Consider the following 6,726-nt stretch of genomic DNA (forward strand, 5'->3'; position numbering starts at 1 on the left):
TCATGGCCTGCTCGGTGGCATCCAGCTTGAACTGCAGAATCTTTTCTACGCCGTTTGAACCCAACACTGCAGGTACACCAACATAGTAGCCGTTTACGCCGAACTCACCGTTCAGCAGGCAGCAGGTAGGCAGTACACGCTTCTGGTCTTTCAGGACTGACTCAGCCATAGCGATAGCAGAAGAAGCAGGTGAATAGAAAGCAGAACCGGTCTTCAGCAGGGCAACAACTTCGCCACCAGCCAGACGGGTACGGTTAACCATTGCTTCCATAACTTCTTTAGACTTGTCTGCACCGTACTTCTGCTCCAGCAGTTCCATAACAGGAATGCCGTTTACTGCAGCGTAACGAACCAGGGGAACCATGTCATCGCCGTGGCCGCCCAGAGTCATGGCGGAAACGTCCTTAACGGATACACCCAGTTCCCAAGCAATGAACGCCTTGAAGCGTGCGGAGTCCAGAACGCCAGCCTGACCTACAACGCGGCTTGCAGGCATACCGGTAATTTTCTGGCACAGGGTAACCATAGCATCCAGTGGGTTGGAGATGATGATTACGAAGGCGTCGGAAGCATATTGCTTGATACCTTCTGCAACAGAAGTCATGATTTTTGAGTTGGTTGCAATCAGGTCATCACGGCTCATGCCCGGCTTACGGGGCAGACCGGCAGTTACGATAACAACATCGGAACCTGCGATATCTTTGTAGTCCTGGGTACCTTGCAGACTCACGTCAAAACCATCAACCGGGGATGCCTCAGCGATGTCCAGCATCTTGCCCTGTGGCATACCTTCTACGATGTCAAACAGAACAACATCACCCAGTTCACGCAGTGCGCAAAGTTGAGCAAGAACGCCACCAATCTGTCCGCCACCAATCAATGAAATCTTCTTACGTCCCATTGTTTCTTCCTCCTCGTTTGGTATGTGTTTCGATTTTTACACCAACAACCAGTACGCCTTAAATATGAGAGGGGAGCCGGAAAGACCGACTCCCCGATTCAACAGAAGCTTAGATAGCGTCAACAATAGCGTTCAGTGTGCTACTTGGACGCATTGCCTTTTCAGTCTTGACCGGATCAGTATTGTAATAGCCGCCCAGATCCTGTGGCTTGCCCTGGGCACCGATCAATTCTGCATTGATCTTTTCTTCATTTTCCTGAAGCTGCTTGGCAACCTTGGTGAAACGTGCAGCCAGATCAGCATCCTTGGTCTGTGCTGCCAGCGCTTCTGCCCAGTACATTGCCAGGTAGAAGTGGCTGCCACGGTTATCGATCTGACCAACCTTACGAGCCGGGTTCTTGTTGTTATCCAGGAACTTGGTGTTAGCCTGATCAAGGGTATCAGCCAAAAGTTGCGCTTTCTCGTTCTTGAAGGTTGCTGCCAGATGCTCAAGGGAAACAGCCAGGGCCAGGAACTCGCCCAGTGAATCCCAACGCAGATAGCCTTCTTCAACAAACTGCTGCACATGCTTGGGAGCAGAACCGCCTGCGCCGGTCTCAAACAGACCACCACCAGCCAGCAGCGGCACGATGGAAAGCATCTTGGCACTGGTACCCAGCTCAAGAATCGGGAACAGGTCTGTCAGATAATCCCGCAGTGCGTTACCAGTAACAGTGATGGTGTCTTGACCAGCTTTTGCGCGCTTGCAGGTAAACAGCATTGCATCAACCGGTGCCATGATCTGAATGTCAAGACCAGTGGTATCATGATCCTTCAGATACTTGTTGACCTTTTCAATCATCTGAGCATCGTGACCACGCTCCTTGTCCAGCCAGAAGATGGCCGGTGCACCGGTGGCGCGAGCACGACGTACAGCCAGCTTGACCCAATCCTGAATAGGCAGGTCTTTGGCTTGGCAACCACGCCAGATGTCGCCAGCTTCAACGTCATGCTGCATCAGCACGTTGCCTGCTTCATCAACAACCCGTACGGTACCGTCTGCGGCAATCTTGAAGGTTTTATCGTGTGAGCCGTACTCTTCAGCCTTCTGAGCCATCAGACCAACGTTAGAGGTTGATCCCATGGTGGTTGGATCGAACTGGCCATTTTCTTTGCAGAAATCAACGCAGACCTGATACCAGCGTGAATAGCACCGGTCTGGCACTACACACTTGACATCGGCAAGCTTACCGTCCGGCCCCCACATACCACCGGAATCACGAATTACAACAGGCATAGAGGCGTCGATGATGATGTCGTTACTTGCATGCAGGTTGGTGATCCCTTTATCAGAGTCAACCATAGCAAGAGGCGGCTGCTTTTTGTACACTTCCTGAATATCAGCTTCGATTTCAGCTTTTTTATCTGCAGGCAGCTTGGCAATCTTCAGATACAGATCGCCCATACCCAGATCAGGATTAACGCCCAGCTCCTTGAAGGTTGCTGCGTGCTTCTCAAACACATCCTTATAAAAAACCTCGACAAAGTGCCCGAAGATAATCGGATCGGAGATCTTCATCATGGTGGCTTTCAGGTGAACTGAGAACAGCACCCCTTTGGCCTTGGCATCATCAATCTGCTCCTGAATAAACTTGCGCAGGGCCTTTGCACTCATGAACGTGCCATCAAGGATCTCACCAGCCTGCAGCGCCAGCTTCTCTTTCAGTACGGTGACGTTACCGGCCTTATCAACAAACTCAAACTTGACATTGCCAGCTTTTTCCATGGTTACTGACTTCTCATTCGCATAAAAATCGGCTGACTCCATCCAGGACACGTGGGTTTTGGAATCTGATTTCCATGCGCCCATCTTGTGTGGATATTTTTTTGCGTACTCCTTAACAGCCTTTGCCGAACGGCGGTCAGAGTTACCTTCACGCAGCACCGGGTTAACTGCACTACCCAAACACTTGGCATAACGGGCATGCAACTCTTTCTCGGCGTCAGTTTTAGGCTCTTCAGGATAATCAGGAAGTTTAAAGCCCTGCTCCTGCAGTTCCTTGATTGCAGCCTTCAGCTGAGGAATCGAGGCACTGACGTTTGGCAGCTTGATGATGTTGGCTTCAAGCTTCTGTGTCAGCTCACCCAGCTCAGCAAGATAGTCAGGCATTCTCTGCTCAGGAGTCAGATAGTCGGGGAAGTTTGCAATAATTCTACCTGCAACAGAGATGTCGCGAGTTTCAACGACAACACCGGCAGCTTTGGTGAATGCATTTACGATAGGGAGTAGAGAGTATGTTGCCAGTGCGGGTGCTTCGTCAATCTTGGACCAGATAATCTTAGCTGTTTCTGTTGTCATGTTCTCTCCTTGTTTTTTTGATATATATGGAATTCAATATACTAATTGCAACATGGTACAATCAGTATAGACTACAGCACCTAAAAATCGTGTATACAGTATGCAAAAGGATCTGGAGTGTCAAGGAGAAATCGTGGCACATCTATTCTATTTAACCAAACTTGTCGACAGACAGGAAAAGGTTTATTACGGCTAAAAACAGGATCTTTTTATGGGCGCTTTCTAGGGATTTCGACGATGTGCCTGCCTACGAGCCTCCAATGCCTCTTCTCTACTAAAGTTACGGGGAATCTTTAAAGTCTGACCAGGCCAGAGTTGGTAGGGATCGCGAATCTGATCTCTGTTTGCCCGGTAAATCAAAGGCCAAAGCGCCATATCATTGTAGAGTTCAGGTCTGGCAGCAATCTGCGGCAAAGTTTCACCACGACGTACCGTATAAGACGTAAGTTGTACCGGATGAGATACAACATCTGTGACAGCATCGTTTCTTTGACTCTTCTGTAAAGCCTTCTGGGCTTCCTCCAGCTCTTGCTGACGCTTTCGTTCAGCCTCAAGCCGACTTCGTGCTTCTTCTTCACGGATGGCACGCTCTTCAATCGCCTTTTGACGAGCCTCTTCTTTCAACCGCTCTTTATAAAGTACTACCTCCTGCTTCAGCACCAACCCTTTTTGATACGCAAGTTTATACTGCTGATCAGCGGCGTCTTCATCTGCTTGATCAGTTAACAGGGCCTCACCTTGATTAAACGTACTGTTAACATGTGAGTAATCATCAGGATGAGATGTAACAACGTCCTCTTGCTGCAACTGCAAAAGAGTTAATTGCGCCTTCATACGCCAGACCGGGTCATGACTACCACAACCAGCCATAGTCACGAGCACCAGAACCAGCACTATGAGGCGCAATAGAACGGGCATCAGATGTTATACAGCAGCTGTTCCGGCTGGTGTTGCCAGACGGATTCCCAGCTCACGCAACTGCTTGGTATCCACTGATGAAGGAGCTTCTGACATCATACAGGTACCTTTCTGGGTCTTAGGAAAGGCAATAACGTCGCGGATTGAGTCAGAACCGGTCAGTAGCATGATCAGGCGATCCAGGCCAAAGGCAATACCACCATGAGGCGGCGTACCGTACTCCAAAGCATCCAGCAGGAAGCCAAACTTACTACGTTTATCCTCTTCTGAGTGCCCCAGCATCTTGAACATCAAGGACTGTACCTGCTCTTGGTGGATACGGATAGAGCCGCCACCAATCTCGTTTCCGTTCAGCACCAGGTCATAGGCCTTGGCGCGACAGCGGCCGGGATCAGACTCAACATAGTCCACATCTTCGTCCATTGGAGCGGTGAAGGGGTGATGCACGGCACACCAACGCTTGTCATCCTCATCCCATTCAAACAGTGGGAAGTCAGTGATCCAGACAAAACGGAACACGCTGGAATCAGTCAGTTTCAACAACGAGGCCAACTGATTCCGCAGTTTGCCCAGCGAGTCATTAACCACCTTGGGCTTATCTGCCACAAACAGCAGCAGGTCACCTTCTTCAGCACCAAAAGCGCCATTCATGGCAGCAATTTCAGCTTCGTTGAAAAACTTGGTAATCGGTGACTGCCAGCCTTCAGCAGTGACCTTGACATAGGCCAGACCTTTGGCACCATAAATGGAAACAAAGCTGGTCAGTTCTTCAATATCTTTACGGGAGAAGGTGGCACAACCCTTGGCATTGATCCCCTTGATGATGCCACCGTTTGCAGCCACTTCGTTAAACACCTTGAAGCCGGAGCCTTTGACTATATCGGTCAGCTCAACCAGTTCCAGCCCAAAGCGCAGATCGGGGTTATCCACACCAAAGCGACGGATAGCCTCCTGATAGGTCATCCGCTCCACCGGCAACTGCACCTCAACCCCTTTGGCCTCCTTAAACACCCGCGCAATCAGCCCTTCCATAACCGTAATGATATCCTCACGGTCGATAAAGGACATTTCGCAGTCAATCTGGGTGAATTCAGGCTGACGGTCGGCCCTCAGGTCTTCATCGCGGAAACAGCGTACAATCTGGAAATAGCGATCAAATCCTGAAATCATCAGGATCTGTTTAAAGATCTGGGGGGATTGCGGCAGGGCATAGAACTGCCCCTGATTAATTCGGGATGGCACCAGAAAGTCCCGTGCACCCTCAGGAGTTGACTTGGTCAGGAATGGTGTTTCCAGTTCCAGAAAACCGTTCTCTGTCAGGTACTGACGGGTAGCCTGGGCAACCTGATGGCGTAAGATAAGGTTCTGAGCCAACTGGGGACGACGCATATCCAGATAGCGGTACTTCAGGCGGATATTTTCGTTCACTTCGCTATGCTCATCCAGCATGAACGGCAGCGGCTTGGAGCGGTTTAGCAGCTTGCACTCAGCCACCTGAATCTCCACCTCACCGGTCTTCATGTTGGGATTAACGGTGCCTTCGGGACGAGGAATAACCGTGCCTTTAATAGCCAGCACAAACTCGCTGCGTACCCCTTCAGCCACCTGGTGGGCAGCCGAGTTAACTTCAGGGTCAAACACAACCTGTGCGATCCCTTCACGGTCACGCAGATCAATAAAAATCAGACCGCCATGGTCTCGACGACGCAGTGCCCAGCCCATCAGCACCACTTCACGGCCAATATCCTTGGCGGTCAAACAACCGCAATAATCAGAGCGTTTCCAGTTTCCCAATGTATCCATATAACCAATCCTCCAGTTTATTAGTCGATCAGCCGCCCGATATTACGCCAGCGGATATTAAACTTGTACCATGGCCCATCAATGGACCAATATTTGATGAATGCCAGCCCCTTCAACTGATCACGTCGAACAAACTTCCAAAAGCGGCTGTCATAGGAACGATCCCGGTTATCACCCATCACAAAATAGGAGTTTTCCGGTACCACTATCGGCCCAAAGGTATCCCGTGGGTTCTGCTCTTTGGGGATTATCTCCAGCTCTTTGTGTACTTCATGGGGATTTTCATACAGCTTACCGTTAACATAGACCTTCTTGTCCTTGCCTTCAACCACATCACCAGGCACGCCAATCACCCGTTTGATAAAGTCCTTGCGGGGATCTTCAGGATACTCAAACACCACCACGTCACCACGTTTTGGATCGCGTAATTTGATAACCTGCTTGTCGGTAAAGGGAATTTTGGTGCCGTAAATAAACTTGCTGACCAGCAGATGATCACCAATCAGCAGGGTGTCTTCCATGGAACCGGAAGGTATTTTGAATGCCTGCACCACAAAAGTACGAATCACCAGCGCCAGAAGCACGGCAATAATAATGGATTCAGTATACTCACGCCAGAGGCTCTTCTTTTGAATCTCTTCGGGTTGCTGCTGTTCGTTCTGATCTGCCATGAATGTCCCTTCCCTATTTATCGTCAACTTTGAGGATTGCCAGGAACGCCTCCTGTGGCAGCTCAACGTTGCCGACATTTTTCATCCGCTTCTTG

5 protein-coding genes are annotated in these 6,726 nt (G+C 50.0%); all 5 read right to left on the reverse strand.

All coding sequences use genetic code 11. From position 1 onward, the window contains the following. Window positions 1–901: malate dehydrogenase (gene mdh, locus OEL57_RS12405; protein WP_300740842.1), on the reverse strand; the 901-nt coding region annotated here is incomplete at its 3' end. A 109-nt stretch (window positions 902–1,010) separates the two neighbouring features. Next, on the reverse strand, window positions 1,011–3,239 hold the full coding sequence (locus OEL57_RS12410) for an NADP-dependent isocitrate dehydrogenase (RefSeq protein WP_300740843.1): 2,229 nt from the start codon (window positions 3,237–3,239) through the stop codon (window positions 1,011–1,013). 222 nt (window positions 3,240–3,461) lie between these two features. After that, on the reverse strand, window positions 3,462–4,109 hold the full coding sequence (locus OEL57_RS12415; protein ID WP_300740844.1) for a LysM peptidoglycan-binding domain-containing protein: 648 nt from the start codon (window positions 4,107–4,109) through the stop codon (window positions 3,462–3,464). 54 nt (window positions 4,110–4,163) lie between these two features. Then, entirely contained in the window at window positions 4,164–5,960 is a 1,797-nt protein-coding gene (gene aspS, locus OEL57_RS12420) for an aspartate--tRNA ligase (protein ID WP_300740845.1), read from the reverse strand. A 20-nt stretch (window positions 5,961–5,980) separates the two neighbouring features. Next, window positions 5,981–6,631 (reverse strand): signal peptidase I, encoded by a 651-nt coding sequence (gene lepB / locus OEL57_RS12425; protein WP_300740846.1) that lies wholly within the window; start codon window positions 6,629–6,631, stop codon window positions 5,981–5,983. Window positions 6,632–6,726 lie beyond the last annotated feature (95 nt).

The organism is Trichlorobacter sp. (genome assembly GCF_030247655.1).
Taxonomy (GTDB): domain Bacteria; phylum Desulfobacterota; class Desulfuromonadia; order Geobacterales; family Pseudopelobacteraceae; genus Trichlorobacter.